Raw genomic sequence first — 22,102 nt, 5'->3', positions numbered from 1 at the left:
GTGACTATCGGTCGAGTTGAGAACAGCCGCTGTCGAGTGGGGCGTCGGCGAAGCGGTCGATGAGGAATGCCTGTGCGGTGGGGACGAACAGGGCACCGGCGAGAAGGTGGTTGCTGCCCGGGTATTCGAGGTATTGGACGGTGACGCCTCGACGACAGTATTCGGTGGCGAGGGCGCGTTCGCCGGCGGCGACGATGACGCCGTCGCCGATGCCGTCGGCGTTGCCCGCGCCGAACAGCATAGGTGCGGTGGGAGTGCCGGTGTCACCCATGCGGTTCTGGGTCAGGATGTGGGCGAAACCCGGGATCGCGCGGTAGTTCTGGTATTCGGGACTAAGGAGCTGGGACAGGTGCAATCCGGGAAATTGCGGTCCGTTCGAGACGCAGTGGTCGGCGATCTGGGCCATGACATCGCGGCCGTAGTCGGACAGGTATGGGGTCAGGTCGAGATCGAAACCGCGCGCAGCACCTTGCATGACGTAGGGCAGCACGAGGGCCCATTGGGGGCTGCCATCGACATAATCGATGGTGTCGGCCATGTCGACGGGCATGCCGCCCGCGGTGACACCGACGATGTTCAGCTCGGGTGCATAGGACGGGGCGAGCTCGGCCGCGAACTCGGTGGCGATGGATCCGCCGGAGAAACCGGACATCCCCACGGGCGTCTTGGCGGGAGCGTCGAGTACATGCAGGGCGGCGCGGATGCCGTCCAGAGTAGCCGTGCCCGAGAGCCGCCCGGCTCCATAGGCGAGTTTGGTGCCCTCGTAGTCGGATACGACAACCGTCAGCCCTGCCGCCAGGTAGCCGGCGATGATCACCGCGTCCTGCGGTGCGCCACCACCGCCTCCGCGCAGCGCGTATGACGGATCGCAGCCGGCGCTCAGTGAGTCGTATGCGCTCTGGTAGGAAACAAGTCGCAGTGGGCCCGACGCCGACGGTGGGCGAATCACCGTCGCGACCGTCGCATCAGGCTTTCCGAATTGATCGGTCGTGGCGTACAGGACCTGGGTGGCTTCGATCGGCAGCTGCACCGTGGTTGGGGCCAGAGGTACTGTGCGCGTCCGCAATACGGCTCCGGGTGCACTGATCGGCCAACCGTCGGGGCCGCGGTAGAACGGATCGTCGCCCGGCGATGCCAGGGTCATATCCGCTGAGGCCGGTATTGCTGCCGCGACTATGGGCGATACTGCGATGAGTGCTGCCACAAGGGCAGTGCGGCAACGAATTCGAACTTTCATCCCACTCCTCTCACTGTGCCCGCACCGCACGGTACGGTGATGTACCACTGCGGTGGGAGCCCCGACAAATCGGGGCACCCCCAGTCCTGGTTGAGGTTTCGGATAGGGCGCGGTGGGTTCGCATTCATCCGGTGTGCGCCAAGTCCGGCCCTACAAGCGGGACCGCGATGCCCGGGGCGCCTGGCCCGGGCTGCTACTCGGCATGCTCGCCGAAGAGCATTTGGACAGTTGGCGATCCGGGTCATCAGGTACACGAATGCGCCGGGCTGGAGTCCAAGAATCGACACCGACAAGCGTCGGAAAAACCGGCGCGAATTCTATTCCGACGGCGTGTGGAGGGCCGCTCCCCGTCCGCTCGCGTCGCTCACATCCGCGTTCGCTTCCCTCTCGCGGGTTTCGATCGGCAACCTCGATCCCCTTCGGATACAATGAAATTCATCCTGATACACCGTTTACAAGCCGGTCTGGTGGCGCCGTTGTCGCGCATCCAGGTGGCGACGCCGGCGTGCAGGGAGTGCCCGCGGCCGCTGGCCCCGACCGCGTCGGCGCGGGCGGCGACGAGGCGGTCGACCGAGCGGCCGGTCAGGGCGGTGTCGGCGTCGTGCGGGATGCCGCCGTGCGACAGCGGCCGGAACAGGCGGGCGCGGGCCCGGAACGGGGCGGGCCAGTCGTGGCAGCGGTGCTGGTGCGGGTCGCTGTCGTCGGTGCGGATCACCCGTTGCACGGCGATCGAGACTGCATCGATGATCTGGTCGGCGGCGGGGCTGGTTTCCGGGTCGTCGTCGGTGTGGCCGTGTTCGTCGCGCAGCCGTATGCGGGTGGTGTGGGCGGCCTGGTCGGCAGCGGTGAGCACGACCTGCCAGCGGATCAGCGCGCACCACGGGCACCACAGGGCGTCGGTGGTGCCGGGTTTGAGGTAGAGGTCCTCGGCGCTGGTCTGGCTGGCTTTGCTGCCGTGCAACCGGATTCGCAGCCGACCGGTCCCGGCGGGGCCGTCCACGACGCGCAAGTGCCCGATGTCGAGGCCGACGGCCTCGCTGCGGCGCAGCGCGGCGGCGTACATCAGCACCAGCAGCGCGATGTCGCGACGCGCGGCGACCTTCTGCCGCCAGGTTCCGGCGTGGTCGTGGATGTGGGTGACGATGTCCTGCAGCACCTCCAGGGTGATCGGCGGGGCCTGGTCCGGATTTTCGCCAGCCTGGGTGCGGCGGATGCCGCGCATCGTGCGGCGCACGGTGGCGTCAGCGGTCGGATCGGGCAGTCCGGCCCCGGAGTGCATCCGCCCGATCGCGGCCGCCCACACGGTGAAGGTGTCTTTCTTCAGCGCGCGTTCGGTGTCGGCGGCGCACACCGCCAGGTAGCGGGCCGCGATCCGCGGCGCGGCCGGGAGCGCGGTGTGCCCGTGCTCGGCGCACCAGGCGGCGAACCCCCGCCACGCCGAGGCATAGGTGCGGACGGTGTTGTCGGCGTCGGCGGCCGCCATGAAGGCCGCGATTAGTGCATCGGCGTGGTCATCGGCCGACGCCGGGCCGTCGGCGCCGACCAGGCGCAGCGGCGGTGCGTCGACGGCCGCAGACAGGGCCCGCTGGTTCATCGCTGCAGGTCCTGGCGCATCTCGTTCAGCTACGCGAGGGTCTGCCGGTGGCCGTCGGCGATATCGTCGTGGGAGCCGTCGATGCCTCACAGGTACCCGGCGAGGGTATTGCGCACGGACGTGGTGGAACCCAGCCGCGCCGAGCGCGATGCCCGGCGCGGGGCCCTGGTGCGGTGCCGTTGTGGCGCACCAGGGCCCCGCCGATGAATGCGGTGATCAGGCTTATCAACGCTCCGATAACGATGAGCAGGACGTAGATAGCGTGAGTCATTCTCGTTTCCAATTCGGTTGTGGTGGTACCGAATCGGGATGCTCCGCGCTCGGCGGTGTGGCTCGATTCGATCGGCCGCCGCACACACTGAAACAGGGTTCTCCATGGGCTTTTGTCGCGAAAAGCCCATGCGATGCGGTGCCGTTTTCACCACCGCGCAATGCCGCGGCCTCGAGCATGAACAGGGCATCGGAGTGGATGATCGCTGGGCATGGACAACCCCTCTGATAGGGGTCCGGCCGGCGTCTACGGCTAGGCCGTCGCCGTTGTGCCCGCAAGCCAGGACGGTGAGCGCTGCCTTGCAGCGGCATAGACGACCATGGAGGAAAGTCCGGCTGATGATTGCCGGCTACCTTGAGCCCGGACTCCCGGCGACCGAGCAACTGGGTGTGGACGCACTGCGGGCCTGGCCTAGGCCGGGCCCGCAGTGTTGGGGTTCAGGGTTGTTCAGGCCGAGCGGCGCTGGCGCTGGGCAAGCATGTGCAGGATGACGTCGCGGGGCACGGAATCATCGGCGGACGCCTCCACCGTGACCCACTCCGAGACGAGTTCTTCGACGCTGGCGCCGGCCTTGGCGGCACGGGCCCGGAGCTGTTGCAGCACCGGCCACGGCAGTTTCAGGCTTACGTCCTGGGTCATCACCAGATCGTTGGGATCCTCCAGGCGGGGCACGTCCACCGGCGCGGCGTTCGGGTCTGGTGTGAAGCTGTCGATGTCGAAGTCGGGCCCGTAAGCGTCAACCAGCGCGGTGTACAGCGCGGCGGCGTTATCCTGCGAACGGCTCATCGGTCTCGGCCTCCCATCGTGTGAACTCGTCCAGACTATCGCCGATCAATTCGCCAGCGGCGATCACGATCGACTCGAACGGTGCGACCTCTCGAACTGCCACGAGAATCGGTCGACCGGAATCTGTCCGGCCTGCAATCAGTGTGACTGTTAATTCATGCCCCGTCGAGGGACGCGCCCAGCGGCGACGTGCTCTGAGCACTTGGAACACCTCTGCGACCGTGACTCCACGCAATCGGGCCTCGGCCCACGGGGGAATTTCGATTGGCACCAGCGCACCCTACGCCCTGGGCTCACTGCCGACCCGAGCTGCCATCGATCCCATCCGCAGGCTGAGATGCGAGTGGGACAAGCAACCTCGGGACCCATCATCGCGATGGACGCGAACAGCCCGGCCTTCCACCGCGATCCGCCCTGGCTGCTGCACCGACGCCGGCTTCGACGCCGCAACACCCACGGCCTCACGCTCGACCGGCGAGCCCGCGCGGTCACCTCGATCTGGCGAATCAGCGACGACCTGGCTCAGGACCATCGACCGGGGCCTGCGACTGATCGGCAGCGTCGGCGGCCTGGTCACCCCGCAGATGGGGCGGGCGGGCCGGAGGCCACCGAATCCGGTACAGGCGGTGTCAGGGAGTGTCGACCAGACCGTTGGCCTGCGCCCAAGGTGTGTACGCCGGACGGTACCGATCGTGGAGGCGATGCAGGTCGAGGAATCCGTCGACCCGCAGCACGCAGGGATCGGCGATAGCGAAGGCACCGAGGATGTCCGAGGCCAAGGAGTGAGCCGCTCGAACCACCGCCCGGGGGTCGCTGACGAGCTCATCGAGATCGACCGTGACCCGAGCCGGATCCTGTTGCGTCACAACTGCCAATGCATGATTCGCCCGCTGGTGAGCATCGATTCCCGAACCCGCGATCGAGCTAATTGGCGTTTCGACCGCAACGGGCCCGGGCACACCGCGCTCGAGCACGGTCAGGAGGAATTGGCCGCGGATTTCGCAGTCGCCGCCGGCACCGGAGTTCGCGGCGTGGTGGGCCAGCAACGAGGTCAGCGCCACCAACTGCAGTTCGAGATAGTCCTGCTCGACCCTGTGGGAGACCTCATCGACAGATGTTGCATCGCCACTCACTCGGACCGGTGCCGCAGCGAACCCCGCTCCGTTGTAATGCAATTCGGCATGGGGGTACGGCGAGGGGTCCAGGAACTCCGTGGTGCTGGCGATCATGGCGCGCCGCACGCCCGCATACGCTCGTATGGGTCTCGGGAATCCGCCCAGCGGTGGTGCCGTGTAAGTGGTCCACGTGGTGAAGAACCCTTCGGCGCCGCGCAGCGCATCCGTTCCGGTCCGCCGGTTGTCGGCGGCAATGCTCGGGTGCAACGACACCGCCACCCACGGCGTCCGCGAGAGGGCGATCCGCGAAACTCCAGAGCCAGGTGGAGATTCGGCGCTGAGCCATACGTTCGTGTGCCTCGCTTTGTTTGAGGATGGCGGTGCCTGCCTGGACGATGCCCAGGTCTCGCATGATGGTGGAGGGTTTGGTCTCGATCACGGTGAGATCCCTTCTGGCTCAGTGGTTTTCCGGGTCTGAGCGGAACCGCCGATCCGATGCGGTCGCGGGTGTGCTGAGGCAGATGATGCACGTCCGCGGCTGGTCCTCCTGTGGGCAGGCCCGTGCGGGATCGGCCTCCCGGATGGCCTGGCTCATGGGCACCGGCCGTTTTGCGAATTACGAACGCTACGTCGTCGAGGTCGACCGCAAAGACGATCGGCGATGGCAGTTCGAGACCACCCTGGACTTCGTCCTCGACGGCATCGCCGCGCGCCTGGCGATCTGAGGATCTCCACGACACCAGGACCGGTCCGATTCACCGATATGACACCAGGGATGACCATGGCCGACGACACCCGACCACGAACCGAAGCACTCAGGTGGTGGGTGATTCCACGGTGGTGAGGGTGCGTCGGACAGTGCCAGGGGTGTCGCCGTACCACCGTTGGACAGCGCGGCGGAGGGCGCGGGCGTCGGCGTAGCCGGTGCGCGAGGCGATCGATGTCACGCTGAGTTCGGTGTTCTGCAGCAGTTGAGTGATCCGCGTCCGCCGGACGGTGTCGACCTCCCAGCTCCAGGAGGTGCCGTGGTCGTCGAGGCGGCGCTGTAGGGTGCGCGGGCTCAGGGCGAGCCGCTGGGCGACCAGAGGCAGGGTGAGCGCACCCTCGTTGTAGGCGGCCGACAGCGCTGTGCGGAAGACGTCGATCCAGGTATGCAGGGGAATTGCGGCGGCCAGGCTGAGTTCGGCGTGCCGACGCAGCACGTTCGACAGCCCGGGTTGTGTATGGGGTAGCGGGACTCGCAGGTCCTCGGCCAGGAAGGTCATCGAGCTGACGGGTGCGCCGAAGTCGATCGCGCGGGTGCCGTACAGCTCGATCAATGCGCCGTGCTGCGGGGGTGTTTCGGTCGCCAGCTCGACACGCACCGGGGTCAGCGGGCGGTGCGCGGCTTCACGCATCCGGCGCAGGTACAGCCCGAGCGCGTAGGCACGGACCGCGCAGGCGGCGTGGTAGCTGGTGTCGGCGAGATTGACGTGGCGCACCGTGATCAGCTCGCCGTCCTCGACGACCTCGAGTGTCTCGGTGCTCGCGTCGCCCATGGTGGCCAGGTAGGTCGAGGCATCTCGAATGCCTTCGAGCACGGTGGGGGCGGCGGTGATCAGGTAGTCCCAGAGTCCTAGCGTGCCGAGCTGGGACCGATGTGTCATCAGAACCGCGGCCTCGGTCCAGGGTGCGTTGAGGGCGACCAGTTCCCAGAGCCGGATGTTGGATGTGGCCGGAGTTCGGTACAGGTCGTCGTTGAGATGCTGCGGAGCCAGACCCAGCAGGTTGGTGTATGTGCTTGCGGGGATACCGAGCTGAACCGCGCCATCCACGACCAGGCGCGTGATCGCAGTGGACGTCGTCCCGGCTGTGTCGATTGCGGTCACGAACGATGAGCTTAGGACAATGCCGACCGGTCGGCATTGTTCTGCATCAACCCGCCGCATTCGTTGGAATGGGTGACCCGAGGAATGCAGAAGAATGTGTGCTGAGCTGCGAGAATTCAACTGCTGGCTCAGCGGCATCTACTGCAGTCGACGGTGCCGCGCGGACAGCACGCCGGCCCGAGGTTCACATAGGGTCAGCTCTTGGCGTCCTGCCCAGTGCCAGCCGGGCGCGCCTTCGACGCTACTTGCGGCAGACGCGCAACATCACGGCGATGTCGGCCGGCACCCCATTCGCGGTGCAGTCGATCGCGGTGCCCTGCGTGAGTAAGTGCGAGAAGCCCTGCGACGACACCTGGAACAGGGATCCCGTGGGCTGCGGTGCGGCATCGGTGTGCTGTGACCACGCCATTGCCCAGTATTTCTTGCATTGTGGTTCCCCGAGCACGATCGGGCCCGACGGGACGCGGCTCGCGTCCAGCACCTGCTGCGGCTGTTGACGAGTCACGTATTCGCACGCCGTGCCGTGCGTGTCCGTCACCGACGTGGACCGCGTCGTCGTCTCCTTCGACGTAGTCGGAACGCCAGGCCTGATCACCGGGCTCCAAGCAGGCGTCGTGGTGGACGCGGCGCTCGCGCTGCTCGTCGAGACGGACCCGGTCACGGTCGTATCGTCTTGGCAGGCTGTGGCATCCATGACTGCCGTGGCCAGAACGACTGCTGAAATATCGGCTCTCACTGGGGCGATTCGTCACATCTCGATGGCCGACAAGATCACACAGCATGATCGTCGAACCCGGCCTAAATCACTACAGTCGCGACGCTGACAACGATGAATCGCGTGTCCGGGTGGCGTCGGAGGTCCCCTTTGTGGCATGGAACAGGACCTTGCCGAGAAACGATGTGGGCATAGCGTTTCGCACATGAGCAAGTTCATCGAAACACTGACACCGCAGAACGCCACGCTATTGTTGGTCGATCACCAGGTCGGGTTGTTCGCCGCAGTCCGCGATTACACCACCGCCGAACTCAAGCACAATGTCGTCGCATTGACCAAAGCCGCACGGGTACTGGGTGTTCCGATCGTGGCGACCACGACCGCCGCCGATTCGCTGTGGGGGCCGCTGGCTCCGGAACTGGTGGAGGCGTTGCCGCCCGAGCTGGAGATCATCGACCGGACCACGGTGAACGCGTGGGACGACCCGCGGGTCGTTGCGGCGGTGGCGGCCACTGGGCGTCGCAAACTGATCGTCGCGGGCATCTCCACCGAGGTGTGCCTCACCCTGCCCGCGCTCTCGGCCACGGCCGCGGGCTATGACGTCTACGGCGTCATCGACGCCTCTGGCACCTTCAACGACACCAAACGTGCTACCGGACTGCTGCGCCTGCAGCAGGCGGGCGTCATCGTCGTCGACCACTCTGCGGTCGCGGTCGAGATGCTGGCGGACAACGCCAGCCCGCTCGCCGGTGACCTCTACGCCGCCGTCGGCATGGATTTCGGCATCCTCAACGGCCAACTGCGCCAGGCCTACGGCAACCAGTCCTGACATATCTTGCACAGCAAAACAATCGAGCATTCGCGCAGATGACGATCAACGGACACGGCCACCACGGGCAAGCACGCCTGAGCGGATTGTCGGCCAGCGCGGAGAAGTTGTCTGAACCTGTCGTTCGGCACGGTTCAGGCGACCTCGGTCCGGGTGGTGTCGGTCGGGTCGGTTGATAGCGGCGGGGTGATGTCGCGGGGGCGTTCGAGCAGTTTGCCCGTCTGGAACCGGGCGCTGTTGCCGACGAGCGCGACGAGTTCGGGGGCGTTGACCTTGCGCCAGCGTGTTTGGGCGGCCTCGATCAGCTTGTAGGCCCTGGCGATTCCGGCCGCGCGGGAGCCCGGTCCTTTGGTGACTTTGGTTCGCAGCCGGACCGAGGTGAAGGTCGACTCGATCGGGTTGGTGGTGCGCAGATTCCTCTCTCTGTTTTGCGCAGCATGGCGGTGTCATCGGTCGCGGCCGGCTACAAGATGGGCCAGGGCCTTCAAGTCCGGGGTACGCAGGTCGGTGGGCAGCGCCATCAGCGCGGCCGTGACACACTTTTCGACGTATTCGGTTGCCTTGTGCTTGCCGCCGGCCGCAACCACGAGTTCGGTGGCTGCGGCTATCTCGCAAGGAGTCATCGGCTGTGGGGACAGGTAGAGTTCGGTCAGCGAGCGCGCGGCCGCGGTGTCGGATTCCAAGGCCGCGATCACCGGCAGAGTTCGCTTGCGCCGCACCAGATCCTGGCCTGCGGGCTTACCAGTGGTCGCGGGATCGCCCCACAGTCCCATGATGTCATCGCCGAACTGGAAGGCCAGCCCCAGTTCCTTCCCGAAGTTTTCCACGGCTTCGACGGTGTCCTCGGGTGCTCCCGCGCACAACGCTCCCAGGGCTGCGGCGCATCCCATCAGGGCCCCGGTTTTGCCGGCAGCCATGGCGATGTATTCGTCCATGCTGACCCCTGCGCGGGTCTCGAAGACGCAGTCCTCCTGCTGGCCACGGCACACCTCGATCCCGGCCGCGGCCAACCGTGTGGACACAGCCGCCGCGAGGCCCGACGGCATGTCAGCAGATACCATCCGAAACGCCAGGCTGTGCAACACATCACCGAGCAGGATCGCATCGTTCACCCCCCACACCGCCCATACCGTCGCTCGTCCCCGCCGCAGACGATCACCATCCATCACATCGTCATGGACCAGGGTGAAGTTGTGCATCAGCTCGACAGCTGCCGCGGGGCGGGCGGCTTGGGTGCCCGTTAACGATCGTGTCACCAGGTACATGAAGCGCTGATCGGGCTACGTGGCCCGGAATCCTGAAGCTGGCCCGAGCCGCAAAGTAGGTGCCCCAGAGTCTCAAGAATCGGGGTTCCGGAGAGACTGGTGATCGCCGAAAATCCAACGAGGTTCTCGTAGCTCCTGGTCAGGCGCGATGTGGCTAGGGGGTTGTCTTGTTCAGGTGGCGGTAGATGGTGGGGCGGGTGACGCCGAACTCGGCGGCGATCTGGTCGACGGTGTAGCGGCGCTTGCCGTGTTCGTCGAGTTCGTCGTACATCTGCCGGGCCAGCTGGACCTGTCTGGGGCCGAGTTTGGGTTTCTGGCCGCCGGTACGTCCGCGGGCGCGGGCTGCGGCCAGCCCGTCGCGGGTGCGTTCGGACATCAGGGCGTGTTCGAATTCGGCTATCGCGCCGAGGATTTGGAAGAACATGCGGCCGACGGCGGTGGAGGTGTCGATACCCTGGTCGAGCACGACCAGGTCTACACTCCGTTCCTGGAGCATCTTCGACAGTTCGATCAGGTGCTCGAGGGAGCGTCCGAGCCGATCGAGCTTGGTCACCACCAGTTGGTCTTTGGGCCGGTTGGCCACCAGCAGGGCTTTGGTCAGCTCCGGCCGGGAGGCCAGTTTGCTGGAGGCTTTGTCTATGAAGATCTGTTCGCATCCGGCCGCGGTGAGCGCGTCGTGCTGGGCTTCGGGGTGCTGGTCCCGGGTGGAGACCTGCCCGTAGCCGATTCGCATGGCGCGAAGTGTATTGCGAACCTCCAACAGGTTGACGTTGGCGCGTACACGGCAACCGTTACAGATCCTGTCTGCGGAAACTTGCTGCGGCGGAGGGTGTCTCGTGAACGAACGTTACCTTGACGCGCCCGGACGGCTCGATTTGCGGTCGAGCCCGCCCCTGTCCCAAGATGAACTGGCCCAAGAGGGGTGGCCTGGTTCAGGCGAAACCCACGCAGCCGCTCTTGGATACGGCAAGGATCGTCACCACGACTGCGACGCCGACCAGGACCAGCGTCAGCCGAGTGCGGCGTAGCACGGCGGCGACGATGAAGGGGGCAACCCAGATAAGTCCGATGACGATGGCCCCGGTGGCATGGTCGGCCGTTTTGGGGCTTGTCCATGTCGCCCTAACGTCGCAGCCGGCGGAGAACGCGTTGATCGTGACGAGGACCAGGCCGGCAAAGCCCCACACGGTGGTAATCGCGACAGTGGCGATCGCTTTCAGGGCCCGTTTCCAGCCGAGCCGCCACCGAGGTGGTTGAGTAGTTGTCATATGCCGATCATCGCCGAGTGCGGCGGCCATCTCGTCATCGGCGCCAGCTGACCGCGCGAGAACACCGCCACTTCCCACCGCGAGTCACAGGTTTCGGGATCTCGACGGAGCCGTAGACAGTCCCGGATCATCTCATCCGGTGAGGGTCAGACGACTGGTCATGTTCAGTTTGACTTCCCCGTAGGGCAGGACGTGTTCCCAGAACAGCGGGGTGACCCCGCGTTTGTCGGCGGCGGTGACGAGGATGTCGCCGGTGTCGGGGTCGTCGATGAGGTCTTGGATCATCAGGGTGTTGACATAGACCAACGACGCCTGGACGATTCTCAGGCACTGCACGCTCAGCTCCTGCTCGTCGATCCGGTTGGACGACAGTTCGCCGGTCTTGCCGTAGTAGATGACGCTGTTGGCGCGGTTCCACGACTCGATGACATTGAGACCTTCCTCGATCTCGCGCTGCAATTCCCGACTCCGCAGGTAGCGGCACATTCTGTGGAATCTGAAATGTCAAGTTCACGCCGATTTGCCCTGTTTCACCGAGACGATCGGCAACAGGGTGGCCGTCGCCGGAGCGCCGATTTCTCGTGGTGTCGACCCAGCCGGTGTGGGAACGTCGACCAGTCGTTGGAGAAGCTGGTCGAGTGCGGCCTGACCGTCGTCGACGGCGGCGCGTTCGTCGTCGGTGAGGGGAACGCTGGCCAGCATCCGTTGCAGGTTCTCCTTGGCTTCCAGCAGCTGGCCCTTGCTGGAATCCTTCGGTGCGTAGAAATCGCAACGGGCGCAAGCCATTCGGTGCGGGCACTGCTCGAAGAAGCTGTAGGTGCAGTAGCCGTGGCCGCGGTCGTAGTACTGCCATGGGTCGCCGCTTGCGGCCTCGCCGGAGGTGACGGCGTCGCGGTCGACGAGGACTTCGATGGTGCGGACGTTGCGGGCGAAGTAGCCGGCGTCGTCGTAGGCGCGGGCCAGGGTGTTCGGGGTGATCTTGGCGTAGTGCTGCGTTGACGCCGGGCTGCGATGTCCGAGCCTGGCTTGCAGCTCGAACAGGGTCATCGGCTCCTTGGCGTTGTAGAGCTGTGTTGCGATGGTGGACCGCGCCCGGTGGCTGGTGATGTTGCCGCGAACGTCAGCCGTCGGCACTCCCGCTTTGCGGCAGAGTGCCGGGATGATCGTCGAGTTGATATAGGACTTGCCGACGTGACGAGCGCGGAAGGCGAACAGGAACTCCGCGTATTCGCCGGTCTTGCGATCGAGCATCTTCGGCTGTTCGGGGCGGACGGCTTGCCAAGCCTCGATCGCTTGCCCGAGCAGCGGATCGACCGGTTTGGTGAAGGCGGTGCCGGTCTTGTGGGTCGGAATATCCAACAGGCATACGGCATCTCGGGCGAGGACTTCGTCGGTGTCGCCGGGGATCGGCATCCCGTCGTGCTGCCAGCGGATGCAGCCGACCCGTAGCCGGGCGATTTCGTCGCTGCGCTGGCCAGCGAACAGCCAGGTCAGGGTGATCGCGTGAACGAGTTCGATCGGATAGCACGGTCGATTGGCGGCAGCGACCGCCGGCAGATCGCCGGACTCGATGTTGAGTCCTGCCCAGAGGAGTTTCGCCCACACGTCATCGGCGATCACGCGCGGATTCGGGCCGATTACCGACAACACGCTGCGTGGAGTCCCCAGTGCCGAGGTCGGATCGAATCGGTCGTGGAATCCACTCCCATTCCTGCATGTCCCGGAACACGGTCCTGGTCGGTTGCGTCCACCAGAGTGGTGTAGCGGCTAGTAGCTCGGCCGATGAGGCCGAACCCCGGACATGAGGGTGGTCACCGCGTGATCCTCGAAGGAACTCTCACATTCTCTCGAAGGAACTCTCACGCGATGACCGCTATCCAGCCTATCGACCCAGGCCAGCTGCTGTCCGAGCAATTGGCTGCCACCAGCCCGGATCTGCTGCGCACCATGCTCTCGACGTTCATCCAGACCCTGATGAGCGCCGAGGCCGACGCGGCCTGCGGCGCCGGCTACGGCGAACGCAACGACGACCGCGTCAATCACCGCAACGGCTACCGCCACCGCGACTTCGACACCCGCGTCGGCACCATCGACCTCGCCATTCCGAAACTGCGGTCGGGCAGCTACTTCCCGGACTGGCTGCTCGAACGCCGCAAACGCGCCGAACGCGCACTGACCTCGGTGGTCGCGACCTGCTACCCACTCGGTGTTTCGACCCGCCGGATGGAGAAACTCGTCGAATCCCTGGGCATCACAACACTTTCCAAGTCCCAGGTGTCGATCATGGCCCGCGACCTCGACACCCAGGTCGAAGCGTTCCGCACCCGCCCACTCGACCAAGGGCCTTACACGTTCGTCGCCGCCGATGCACTGGTGCTCGAGGTCCGCGAGAACGGTCGCGTGGTCAACGTCCACTCCCTGATCGCCACCGGGGTCAACAACGACGGATATCGGGAAATCCTTGGGCTGCAGGTAACTTCGAGTGAAGACGGCGCGGGTTGGCTGGCGTTCTTCCGCGACCTGGTCGCCCGCGGCCTGGCCGGGGTGAAGTTGGTGACCTCCGACGCCCACGCCGGTCTGGTCGCCGCGGTCGGCGCGACGCTGCCCGGGGCCTGCTGGCAGCGTTGCCGCACCCATTACACGGTCAATCTGATGAGCGTCTGCCCGAAATCGTCGTGGCCGTGGGTCCGCACCCTGTTGCATTCGGTGTTCGATCAAGCAGACACTGAATCGGTTGCCGCCCAATATGATCGGATGCTCGACGCCCTGGCCGAGAAACTGCCGAAAGTCGCCGACCACCTCGACGCCGCCCGCGCCGACCTGCTGGCGTTCACCGCGTTTCCCAAACAGATCTGGCGTCAGATCTGGAGCAACAATCCGCAGGAACGGCTGAACAAGGAGATCCGCCGGCGCACCGATGTCGTCGGGATCTTCTCCGACCGCGGCTCGATCATCCGCCTGGTCGGCGCGGTGCTGGCCGAGCAGCACGACGAATGGATCGAAGGCCGACGCTATCTCGGCCTGGACGTCCTGGCCCGCTCCCGCGGCCTGGCCGCCACCGACGAACAGGAGGACACCGCTTCGGCAGAACTCACCGCCTGACCGACATTTCGGATCATGCGGTGACCACCCGAGTCTGCGTCGGCCGACCGAAGCATTCGACGCATGCATGAGCGACGGTGCGAACTCCCAGCTGTGGGAAGGACGGAAGTTGTGCCCGATGTTAGGGTTGCGGTTGATGAGCTCCCTCCCTCGAATCACGCGTTCGATCCTTGTAATGCTTTGCATGGCAATGGGACTGGTCTGCGGTCAAGCTGCGACTGCGGGCGCGGGCGGCCTCGACCGGAACCCGGTGCTGCTGATCGGTGGAATCTACGCGGATCAGGCGCGGCTGGAGACCCTGCGGGTCTGGCTGGGTGAGCGAGGGTACACCGCCTTCTCGATGGTGCTGCTCGGCAATCCCAGTGGGACAGCATCGATCTCGGACTCGGCGCAGGCCGTGGCCGACAAGGTCGCCGATATTCGCCAGCGGACCGGCGCGCGGCGGGTGGATCTCGTCGGCCACTCCATGGGCGGTCTGGCGCAGCGTGATTACGTGAAATTCCTGGGCGGATCGGATTCGGTCGGCACCTATCTCGACTACGGCACACCCGAACAAGGCGACGACCTCTCAACGGTGTGCTCCGCGGTATCTCCGGGATGTCGGGACATGGTGCCCGGCTCGGAGTTCCTGACGCGACTCAATGCCGACCCCGCGGTGCCGCCGGGCCTGACCGCCTACCACCTGTTCTCCGAAAGCGCGGGGGCGGAGAAGAATCCGTTGCCCGGCGCGACCAATGTCAGCCTCCAGTCATTCTGCCCCGGCCGCACCGTCTCCCATGGTCAGGAGCCCATCGACGGTGCCATGCAGGAACTGATCGACTCCGCTCTGCGCGGCGCACCCCTGGCGACCAGCTGCCCGTAGGCGCGCACGACGCAGGAACCGTCGGACAGGCGTGTTTCGGGTCGACCAGGATGGGGATTCCGCCGCAGGCCGCAATTTGGCCGGCGCTGGCCGCGCTCGCCGAGGGCTACAGGCGCGCGAGGCAACTGGTGTCCGGCCGGCTTCCCCGAACACGTCGGCAGATGCTTGTCGACCGCTTCGGAGAGGGCGCGGCGGAATACATCTGCGGTCGCCCTGTCGGCGCTGCCGTCGGTGTTCTTGCGTTCGGATGGGAAGCGGCACCCCGTGGTCTGCGGCGTCGGTGTCGAACTGGCCGAGCACGTTTTCGATGAACCAGCGCAGGCAGCGGTCGGTGTCGTTGATCAACGGGGCCAGCCGGGGCTCGGTTCTTTACGGCGAGATCCCTTGCCGTAAGGGACATTCAGCTTCCCGAACCGGCCCAGCTCACAGCCCATCGTCGAGATCGAGCATGCGAGCCTCGTTGATGCGCAACCCGAGGTCGGCCGCCACCCTTGCGACCGCGTAGTTGCGGGCGGGGGGGGACTTGCGGCAGGTCGCCGACTCTGTCCGGCACCCGGCGAACAGTGCCTCGATCTCCTCGACCGTCGGCGGGGTCGGTAGTTGCGGATCCACCGCGGTGCGGGGCCGGTTGATCTCATCGAGGGGTATTCGACAATTCGCCCGGTGGGGTTGTGCAGTTCGACCTTGTGCCGCAGATCGAGGAAGTGGAAGAACACAGTGAGCGCGGCTGCACGGCCGGTGCGTGTCGAGGGCTTCGCGTCCCGCAGCACCTTGCCGAGAGAGGTGTCGGTGTCCCTCGGGCTGCCTCTCCCACAACGGATGCCCGAACCAATCCCGGATCAGCTCGAGGTGATTCACGTCGTTGCGGATGGTCGAGTCGACCAGGCTGGCCGATGCCCGAGCCAGCACGAACCGCGATAGCACATCGGTTTCGAAATCGGCGATTTCGTCCTTGGTTGCCGCAGCGCGAAGCACGTGCAGGTCCCGCACGGCCGAGGGCGCCAACCTACGCCTGCTCGATTTCACTGTCCGTGAAGAACTTCGGCTCGGCCGCAAGGTGATCGGCCGAGCCGAGGCTACTTCACCCGGGGGATCCAACAGGGAAGCGCCAGGCAAGCCTGGTCCTTTCAGCCTTGCCTGTGTGCCCGGTGCAGGGCCGTCGAGAAATGCCGCCGACCGGCGGCGAGGAAGGCATAGAGCCCGCCGGCGACCAGGCTGCCCGATAGCCAGGAGAAGTCGGTATTGGCCAGGGCTTTGGCGAGGGGGCCTTGCATGGTGGGGACCAGGCCGTATTGCCAACTCCAACTGGCGAGCAAGCCGGCTGCGACGCTTACCAGGCCGGGGATGTTGAGCTTGCCGTAGGCAGAGGAGGCGGCGTCGCGGTACAGGTCGGGGATCGACGGGGTGCGGCGGTGGATGAGGAAATAGTCGACGAGCAGGATGGACATCCAGGGGCTGATCCACATGAGGATGGAAACCATCCAGTTGTCGAAGGCGTGGGCGAAGCTGGATGAGTTGATGAAGATGGCGAGAACGATAGTGGCGATAGCACCGGCGAAGAGGGTGATCTTCCAGCGGGCGATGCGGATGCCGATGGTCAGGGCGGCCAGCGAGCAGGAGTAGAGGTTGAGGATGTTGGTGGCGACCGGGCCGTGCATGATCAGCAGGAGTACGGGGATCGCGAGGGCACCGAAAGTGCCGACGACCAGGGTGGACGGGTCGGCGCTGCCGCCGGCGCTGGCGAGGCAGGCGCCGAGGGCGGCGAGCCAGACCGTCGGAATGTACATGCCGGAGGCCGAAGCCCAGAAGACGGTCCGGGCGGGCAGCTTCGGGCGGGCGAAGCGGCTGTAGTCGGCGGCGTAGGGGATCCAGGTCAAGCCCCAGCCGACGCCGATGGCGGTGATGAGCTGTGTGATGGCCGTGAGCTTTTCGGCGGGGGTGTCGGCTTTGGAGGGTGACCAGTCCAGGTGGGTTCGGGCGAGCGCCACCACTGTCATCACCACCATGACCGCGACCGTGAGCGGTACCGTGTACTTCTCGAAGGCGCGGATGGCGTAGAAGCCGTACAGTGCGAGGGCGAGCTGCACGGCCATGATGACCGCCGCGACAGCGATTTTCAGCCCCAGACCACCTCGGATGCCTATCTGGTCGAGTACGGCCAGGACCAGGTCGAGCACCACCCAGCTGTTCACGCCGACCCAGGCCATGGTCAGCAGACCCTGCACGATGGCCGGCAGCGCCGCGCCGCTGATACCGAAGGCCGAGCGCCCCAGCACCATCTGATTGACGGCGGTGCGGTGGCCGATCACATTGAACAGGCCGAATATCGCGCAGCCGAACAGATTTCCGACCACGACGACGATCAGGGTTTCGAGCAGGCTGAGCCCGAGGGTGATGCCGAGCGCGCCGAGCACCCAGTTGATGGGAGCGATATTCGCGCCGCACCAGATCCAGAACAGTTCCCAGGATGAGCAGTCGCGCTCCTGGTCGGGGATGGGCGCGATGCCGTGCTCGTCGAAGCGGACGCCAGTATCGGTGGGGGAGGTGATCTCAGCGGTGCCGGGAGGTTGTGGAGAGGCCATAGCAGTGTTCCTTTGTAGTGAGGTACCTCATAACAGCACCGTTGCTGCCAAGGAAAGGATGGATGTTCATCCACCAATCACTGGTGTGCCGTGTACATTCCACCAGGTGTTGACTATTAGCAGGCTCGTCGCGGATCCCGCCCTGGGGCTGCGGGTCGTGACGAGGGAACTCACTGAATCCTTGGGGACGGAGATCCACTGGCTGCACACTACGGAGCTCGCCGACCCGTCGCCGTATGTCCGGTCCGGCGAACTCGTACTGACCAATGGTCTGTGGCTGCCACATGTTTCGGCGGATCGGTTCGTGGCGGCGGTCGCGCGGGCGGGTGCGGCCGGGTTGGTGTTCGGGCTCACGGCGCAAACCCCGTCGCTGCCCGAAGGGCTTGGCGCGCTGTGCCTTTCACACGGTTTGCCGCTCATCGAGCTGTGTGTCGGGGTGCCGTTCGCCGCGCTCACCCGAGCGGCCGCCGGGATCCAGAACGAGGTGCTGCAGGCGGAACTGACTGCCACTGTCCATCGTGGCGACGCCCTCGCCACCGCTCTCTCGCGCGGCAGCGGTGCGGCGGGTGTACTCGAAATTCTGCGCGGTGAAACGGAATTGCCGCTGCTTGTGGTAGACCGCAAAGGTCGCCGCCTGGCCAGTATCGGCTGTGAGCCGACCGATGAGCAGGTGCGGATGGCTGCGGCCGCGCTCAATCGCACCCCACCGCCGATCGAGGTCGATCTGCTCGGGCGCGGACCGGCGGTGTTGTATCTCGTGGAGGGTGCGATGGGGGAGATCGACGCGGGGCTCTATTGCCTGGAACCGGCCGCGACTCTCACCGCTGCTGATCGGGACGCGCTGGCCCAGGCGGCGCGCTTCCTGAGTTTGGAGGTCACCAAGCAGCAGGCCGTACACGCCATCGAGGCGCGTTTCGCCACCGAGCTATTGGAGATGATCCTGTCCGGGCCGCGAAGCAGCGGTGAGGTGATTCGCCGCCTGCGGGCCTATGGCGTGCCACCGGACCGATCGCTGGGAGTGCTCGTGTCCGCACCGGTCGCCGCCTCCGACGCCGATACCCTGCCCGGCGATATCGCCCACGCGGTCGGGGCGTTCTTCGCCACCCAGGGCATACCTGTCTTCACTGCGGCGGGCAGCCAGGATGTGGTGTCCATCTGCTTGTGGGAATGCTCTGCGGACGAGCTGGCGCGCTTCGCCCGCGACCTGGCGGCGGAGGTCGGCAGACGGGTCTCCGCCGAACGGGTCGTGATCGGCGTGGGAGATATCGCCACGGCTGGTGGACTGCGGGAATCGCTGGTGCGCGCCCGCGAGGTCTGCCAGGTCTTGCGAGTGCAGCATGGCCCGGACACCGCTGTCTTCGCCGATATCGCGACCTTCCGGATGCTGCTCGGTCTACTCGACGACCAGGTGCGGCAACGGTTCTCGGAGCAGGTGCTGGGCGTCATCCGTGACCACGACGCCCGCGCCCGCACCGACCTCGAGCACACCTTGCGCACCTTCCTCGCGCACGGCGGTCAGTGGGCGGTCACGGCCGCTGCCCTGCACGTCCACGTCAACACCCTGCGCAATCGCATGGCCCGCATCACTGAGCTGACCGGCCGCAATGTCAATCGCCTCGAGGACACCATCGACCTGTACCTGGCTCTGGTGGCCGAACCGCTGGGCCCGGCCAGGGGCCCGTCCACCTACTGACCGGCCTCGATCCGGATGTGCTCCGTCGCCTCACACGCGCGTCGACGTGAGCTCACCCATGTCCGCACCCCGAGCAGAACATGACTGGCGCAGGGCATTCGCTGCGGATCACTTTCCGGCCGTGCGCTACCGCCGCCGCGGCCCAGCGGCCCGCCCCGTGCACGGCAGGGCATCGTCTCCCGCCACCCACGTGTGCTACTGCGGGTAGACGGTTTCGTCCACGTTGTAGGCAGGCAGGGGACGGGTCGGGGTGTGCGTGTCCTCCCGTGCCCAGCTCGCTACGTCGCGGCAGCGGCCGAAGGTGACGTCTCCGCGTTCCTGGGCGTAGGCGATCAGGTTGCGCAGGGCCAGCATCCGGCCCGGACGGCCGGTCAGGAACGGATGCATGCACACGTTGAACAGGCAGCCGTAGTGACGCATGCCGTCGAGCTCGGCCCGCCACATCTGCTCGACCTTGACCGGGGACTCGATGACCGAGCCGATGCGCGGTGCGGGCAGGTAGGCGTACTGCTCCCAGTCGTCCAACGACCAGTGCACGGGAAGTTCGATGACCGAGCCCTGTGGGGTGTCCACGTGGTACGGCCGGTCATCGCCCATCAGCGAGGAGTCGTAGGCCAGGCCGTATTCCGCTATCAGGGAAAGGGTTTCGCGACTGGCGCTCCACATCGCGGCGCGATGCCCGGCGATCTCGATGCCCTGGGACGTGAATACCTGCAGGGCGCGTTCGAAATCGGCGCGCTCGGCGCCGGGGGGCAGCGAGGTGGGCGGCCGGTGGCTGTAGGAGTGGTGTGCGACCTCGTGCCCGCGCTCGACGATCGACGCGGCCAGTCCCGGGCGTTGTTCGGCGACCCAGCCGGGTACGAAGAACGTTGCGGGAACACCCATCTCGTCGAGCAGGTCGAGAATGCGCGGCACCCCCACATCCGGTCCGTAGGCCTGGTGTGACATCACCATGGGGTGCTCGGCGTAGTGCCGGCCCTCGGCGAGAATCGGCGTCTCGGCGTCCACGTCGAAGGTCAGCGTCGCCACCGCGGCCCCGCCGCGGGTCCAGGTTAGAGCGCTCATTCGCCGGTGCGCTCGCGCCATGCCTCGGCGCAGTCCAGGGTTGCCATGGGGTGCAGCATCTCATGATCGAACGAGGAGAGTTCAGCCCCGGTCTCGACCCGGCGCGGCAGGTCCGGATTGGCCAGTGCGCCCGTACCCAGTGACAGGATGTCGGCGTGCCCGCCGGTCAGCACATCGGCGGCCTGGGGCAGATTGTGCATGCCCCCGTTGGCGATGACGGGGCGACCGGACACCTCCCGCGCCAGCTGGGTGACGGTCGTGCCGCTGGGGAGTTTCGCGGTTTCGAGGAAGTCCCGGCCCTCGCTGGCGATGTGCAGGTACGTCGCTTCGGTCAGGGCCGCGAAGATGGTGCGGGCGTCGGCTTCACCCTGAGGCCAGCGATAGGTGAAGTCGTTGACCTTGGTCTGCGACAGCCGGACTCCGATCGGGAAGTCTGCGAGGGCCGCGCGAATCGCATGCAGCACCCGCGCGGTGAGCCGGATGCGATTTTGCACCGGCCCGCCGTATTCGTCGGTGCGCTGGTTGGTGTAGTCGGTCAGGAACTGATCGAGCAGATAGCCGTTGGCCCCATGGATCTCGACGCCGTCGAAACCGGCCGCACGGGCGTTCTCCGCTGCCGCGACGAAACCGGCCACGACATCGTCGATGTCGTGCGCGGTCATCTCCCGGGGCGCGTTCCACGCTCCACCGACCCCGCCGTAATCGACCATCATCTGCCCGCGCGGCGCTACCGCGGACGGCCCGATGGTTTCGAAACCGTGCGCATTGCCCTGGGAAATGGCTCCGGCGTGCATCAGCTGCGCGACGATCGGAGTCCCGGCCGCGTGCACGGCGTCGACCACCGCGCGCCAGCCCGCGACGTGCTGTTCGGTGACCAGGCCGGGCTGGTTGAAGTAACCCTGGCTGTGGGCGGCGTCGGGATAGATGCCCTCGGTGATGATCAGGCCGAATCCGCCCAGCGCGTATTCGCGGTAATACGCGGCCATCTGCTCGGTGGGAGTGCCGTCGGGGGTGGCCGAGACCCGGGTCATCGGCGCCACGGCGAATCGGTTGCGCAGTTTCAGGGTGTCCAGCTCGAACGGCTCGAGTGCGGGGTGGGCGAGTTCGGTGGTGGTCATCGGTGGTTCTCCTCGCTGATCGGGGGAAGGACGGTCAGGGCCAGTGGCGTGGGTCGTGCCCCGTTGATGGGGTTGTGGTCTTGTGGGCAGGCGGAAACCACCACCAGGCAGTCCATTTCGGCGCGGAAGGTGATGGCGTCCCCGGGCGCGGTGGCGGCCTCGAGCCAGGTCAGGCTCTCGTCCGCGGCTACCGGAATGCGCATGAACACATTGATCGGTTGCGGAATGAACGGCGGCGCAACGTATCCCAGCTCGGTCACGGTGTGGCGCAGATTGTCGGCGCAGTTGGCGTGTTCGGGATCCCCGTACGCCGCATAGCGTTCCGGGTCGCAGGCCGCGATCAGCATGTCGTGCACACCCGGCGAGGTGTCGCCGGTATAGGTAAGGATCGGTCGCCGCCGGTTGGTCACGAACGACTCGCCGAGCGCGGGAAACAGTCGCGCGGTGTGGGTGCGCGTGTGAGAGGCGCTGTGGTGCTCGGTGAGGTCGTGGGCGTTGTAGGCGAACACATCACCCACCTGGCCGCCATCGACATCGGTGATCCGCAACCTCTCACCGGCGCTCAGGGTCACCGCCCGGGCTCGCCTCGCCGGCACGGTAATCGGCTCCGGATGGCTCAACACTGTCATGCAGCTCAGTCAACCGAACGAGCTGGCGCTGTCGAAATGGACGATCACACAGCATCATCGGAATTCGATGGATCTTCCTACATATCAAGGCGGAAATACTGCT

The 22,102-nt window shown here is 66.1% G+C and carries 22 protein-coding genes and 1 pseudogene; 6 read left to right on the top strand and 17 right to left on the bottom strand.

What is annotated here, in order from left to right; all coding sequences use genetic code 11:
* Positions 1-4 precede the first annotated feature (4 nt).
* The 4 genes from ACYVKL_RS37635 to ACYVKL_RS37620 all read right to left on the bottom strand — a co-directional run bounded on the left by ACYVKL_RS37635 (position 5) and on the right by ACYVKL_RS37620 (position 5,282).
* Entirely contained in the window at positions 5-1,144 is a 1,140-nt protein-coding gene (locus ACYVKL_RS37635; protein ID WP_379172600.1) for a lipase family protein, read from the bottom strand.
* A gap of 457 nt (positions 1,145-1,601) precedes the next feature.
* Positions 1,602-2,831 carry a hypothetical protein gene (locus ACYVKL_RS37630; RefSeq protein ID WP_379172598.1) on the bottom strand — a complete coding sequence of 410 codons (1,230 nt, stop codon included), beginning with the start codon at positions 2,829-2,831 and terminating at the stop codon, positions 1,602-1,604.
* 718 nt (positions 2,832-3,549) lie between these two features.
* A complete protein-coding gene (locus tag ACYVKL_RS37625; protein ID WP_379172596.1) occupies positions 3,550-3,888 on the bottom strand; it encodes a hypothetical protein in 339 nt (112 codons plus the stop codon).
* A gap of 629 nt (positions 3,889-4,517) precedes the next feature.
* Positions 4,518-5,282: a hypothetical protein gene (locus tag ACYVKL_RS37620; protein WP_379172594.1), complete on the bottom strand. Its 765-nt coding sequence runs from the start codon at positions 5,280-5,282 to the stop codon at positions 4,518-4,520.
* 230 nt (positions 5,283-5,512) lie between these two features.
* Between ACYVKL_RS37620 and ACYVKL_RS37615 the strand changes: the two genes are divergently transcribed.
* Complete coding sequence (locus tag ACYVKL_RS37615; protein ID WP_460774199.1) at positions 5,513-5,728, top strand: hypothetical protein; 216 nt, start codon at positions 5,513-5,515, stop codon at positions 5,726-5,728.
* A 90-nt stretch (positions 5,729-5,818) separates the two neighbouring features.
* Here ACYVKL_RS37615 and ACYVKL_RS37610 read toward each other — a convergent pair whose 3' ends face one another.
* Positions 5,819-6,871 (bottom strand): AraC family transcriptional regulator, encoded by a 1,053-nt coding sequence (locus tag ACYVKL_RS37610; protein ID WP_379172590.1) that lies wholly within the window; start codon positions 6,869-6,871, stop codon positions 5,819-5,821.
* 241 nt (positions 6,872-7,112) lie between these two features.
* Entirely contained in the window at positions 7,113-7,409 is a 297-nt protein-coding gene (locus tag ACYVKL_RS37605) for a hypothetical protein (protein WP_379172588.1), read from the bottom strand.
* On the opposite strand from ACYVKL_RS37605, the gene ACYVKL_RS37600 reads away from it, so the two are divergent.
* Together ACYVKL_RS37600 and ACYVKL_RS37595 are read left to right on the top strand one after the other, a co-directional pair.
* Entirely contained in the window at positions 7,399-7,695 is a 297-nt protein-coding gene (locus ACYVKL_RS37600; RefSeq protein WP_379172586.1) for a hypothetical protein, read from the top strand. The genes ACYVKL_RS37605 and ACYVKL_RS37600 overlap by 11 nt on opposite strands.
* A gap of 96 nt (positions 7,696-7,791) precedes the next feature.
* Positions 7,792-8,415 carry an isochorismatase family protein gene (locus tag ACYVKL_RS37595; protein WP_379172584.1) on the top strand — a complete coding sequence of 208 codons (624 nt, stop codon included), beginning with the start codon at positions 7,792-7,794 and terminating at the stop codon, positions 8,413-8,415.
* A gap of 134 nt (positions 8,416-8,549) precedes the next feature.
* Here the strand turns inward: ACYVKL_RS37595 and ACYVKL_RS37590 are convergent.
* The 6 genes and pseudogenes from ACYVKL_RS37590 to ACYVKL_RS37565 form a co-directional block, all read right to left on the bottom strand.
* A pseudogene (locus tag ACYVKL_RS37590) lies at positions 8,550-8,831 on the bottom strand (IS256 family transposase); the annotation flags it as partial.
* A 30-nt stretch (positions 8,832-8,861) separates the two neighbouring features.
* Positions 8,862-9,614: a polyprenyl synthetase family protein gene (locus ACYVKL_RS37585; RefSeq protein ID WP_460774195.1), complete on the bottom strand. Its 753-nt coding sequence runs from the start codon at positions 9,612-9,614 to the stop codon at positions 8,862-8,864.
* 220 nt (positions 9,615-9,834) lie between these two features.
* Entirely contained in the window at positions 9,835-10,413 is a 579-nt protein-coding gene (locus tag ACYVKL_RS37580; RefSeq protein ID WP_379172579.1) for a recombinase family protein, read from the bottom strand.
* A 199-nt stretch (positions 10,414-10,612) separates the two neighbouring features.
* Positions 10,613-10,978: a hypothetical protein gene (locus ACYVKL_RS37575; protein ID WP_379172577.1), complete on the bottom strand. Its 366-nt coding sequence runs from the start codon at positions 10,976-10,978 to the stop codon at positions 10,613-10,615.
* Positions 10,979-11,080: 102 nt separating this feature from the next.
* Positions 11,081-11,434 (bottom strand): Tn3 family transposase, encoded by a 354-nt coding sequence (locus ACYVKL_RS37570; protein ID WP_379172575.1) that lies wholly within the window; start codon positions 11,432-11,434, stop codon positions 11,081-11,083.
* A 24-nt stretch (positions 11,435-11,458) separates the two neighbouring features.
* Positions 11,459-12,598, bottom strand: coding sequence for a tyrosine-type recombinase/integrase (locus tag ACYVKL_RS37565; protein ID WP_379172573.1), 1,140 nt, complete (start codon positions 12,596-12,598; stop codon positions 11,459-11,461).
* 216 nt (positions 12,599-12,814) lie between these two features.
* Between ACYVKL_RS37565 and ACYVKL_RS37560 the strand changes: the two genes are divergently transcribed.
* Together ACYVKL_RS37560 and ACYVKL_RS37555 are read left to right on the top strand one after the other, a co-directional pair.
* Positions 12,815-14,050, top strand: a complete 1,236-nt coding sequence (locus ACYVKL_RS37560) for an IS256 family transposase (protein WP_379172571.1) — start codon at positions 12,815-12,817, stop codon at positions 14,048-14,050.
* Between the two features lie 184 nt (positions 14,051-14,234).
* Complete coding sequence (locus tag ACYVKL_RS37555; RefSeq protein ID WP_379172569.1) at positions 14,235-14,912, top strand: lipase family alpha/beta hydrolase; 678 nt, start codon at positions 14,235-14,237, stop codon at positions 14,910-14,912.
* A gap of 423 nt (positions 14,913-15,335) precedes the next feature.
* On the opposite strand, the gene ACYVKL_RS37550 is transcribed toward ACYVKL_RS37555, so the two are convergent.
* Both ACYVKL_RS37550 and ACYVKL_RS37545 read right to left on the bottom strand, forming a co-directional pair.
* Positions 15,336-15,524: a hypothetical protein gene (locus ACYVKL_RS37550; protein WP_379172567.1), complete on the bottom strand. Its 189-nt coding sequence runs from the start codon at positions 15,522-15,524 to the stop codon at positions 15,336-15,338.
* 515 nt (positions 15,525-16,039) lie between these two features.
* Entirely contained in the window at positions 16,040-17,494 is a 1,455-nt protein-coding gene (locus tag ACYVKL_RS37545) for a cytosine permease (RefSeq protein ID WP_379172565.1), read from the bottom strand.
* Between the two features lie 106 nt (positions 17,495-17,600).
* On the opposite strand from ACYVKL_RS37545, the gene ACYVKL_RS37540 reads away from it, so the two are divergent.
* Entirely contained in the window at positions 17,601-19,187 is a 1,587-nt protein-coding gene (locus ACYVKL_RS37540; protein WP_379172563.1) for a helix-turn-helix domain-containing protein, read from the top strand.
* A 195-nt stretch (positions 19,188-19,382) separates the two neighbouring features.
* Here the strand turns inward: ACYVKL_RS37540 and ACYVKL_RS37535 are convergent, their stop codons facing one another.
* Genes ACYVKL_RS37535 through ACYVKL_RS37525 form a run of 3 tightly spaced genes read right to left on the bottom strand, consistent with a single transcriptional unit; the run spans position 19,383 to position 21,999 of the window.
* Positions 19,383-20,252 carry a polysaccharide deacetylase family protein gene (locus ACYVKL_RS37535; RefSeq protein ID WP_379172561.1) on the bottom strand — a complete coding sequence of 290 codons (870 nt, stop codon included), beginning with the start codon at positions 20,250-20,252 and terminating at the stop codon, positions 19,383-19,385.
* Entirely contained in the window at positions 20,249-21,370 is a 1,122-nt protein-coding gene (locus ACYVKL_RS37530) for an oxidoreductase (protein ID WP_379172560.1), read from the bottom strand. The genes ACYVKL_RS37535 and ACYVKL_RS37530 overlap by 4 nt, the downstream gene beginning before the upstream one ends.
* Positions 21,367-21,999 carry a DUF1989 domain-containing protein gene (locus ACYVKL_RS37525; RefSeq protein WP_379172558.1) on the bottom strand — a complete coding sequence of 211 codons (633 nt, stop codon included), beginning with the start codon at positions 21,997-21,999 and terminating at the stop codon, positions 21,367-21,369. Before ACYVKL_RS37525 ends, ACYVKL_RS37530 begins: the two co-directional genes overlap by 4 nt.
* Between the last annotated feature and the right edge of the window lie 103 nt (positions 22,000-22,102).

The sequence above is a fragment of the Nocardia tengchongensis genome, from assembly GCF_054781395.1.
Note: the sequence above shows the minus strand (reverse complement) of the source record. Positions and strands in the feature narration are given on the sequence as shown.